The following is a 284-nucleotide window of genomic DNA, read 5'->3' on the forward strand; positions in this document are numbered from 1 at the left end:
TTGATCTTGTGACTGGTGTAATCGATGGCATCACAGGTGGTACGATGGTAGCCCTATCGATTTAGTGACTGGCGTGATTGACGGCATTACTGGTGGAACAGACGGTAGTCCGATTGATCTTGTCACTGGTGTGATTGATGGAATTACGGGTGGAACAGACGGCAGCCCAATCGATCTTGTCACTGGTGTGATCGATGGCATCACAGGCGGTACTGATGGTAGCCCTATTGACCTCGTCACTGGTGTGATCGATGGCATCACGGGTGGAACAGACGGTAGTCCGA

General features: G+C 51.4%; 1 pseudogene. It reads left to right on the forward strand.

What is annotated here, in order from left to right:
- Positions 1–64 precede the first annotated feature (64 nt).
- A pseudogene (locus tag ACT4_RS15360) lies at positions 65–284 on the forward strand (hypothetical protein); the annotation flags it as partial.

This window comes from Acinetobacter sp. NBRC 100985 (genome assembly GCF_000241225.1).
In the GTDB taxonomy this organism is placed as follows: domain Bacteria; phylum Pseudomonadota; class Gammaproteobacteria; order Pseudomonadales; family Moraxellaceae; genus Acinetobacter; species Acinetobacter venetianus.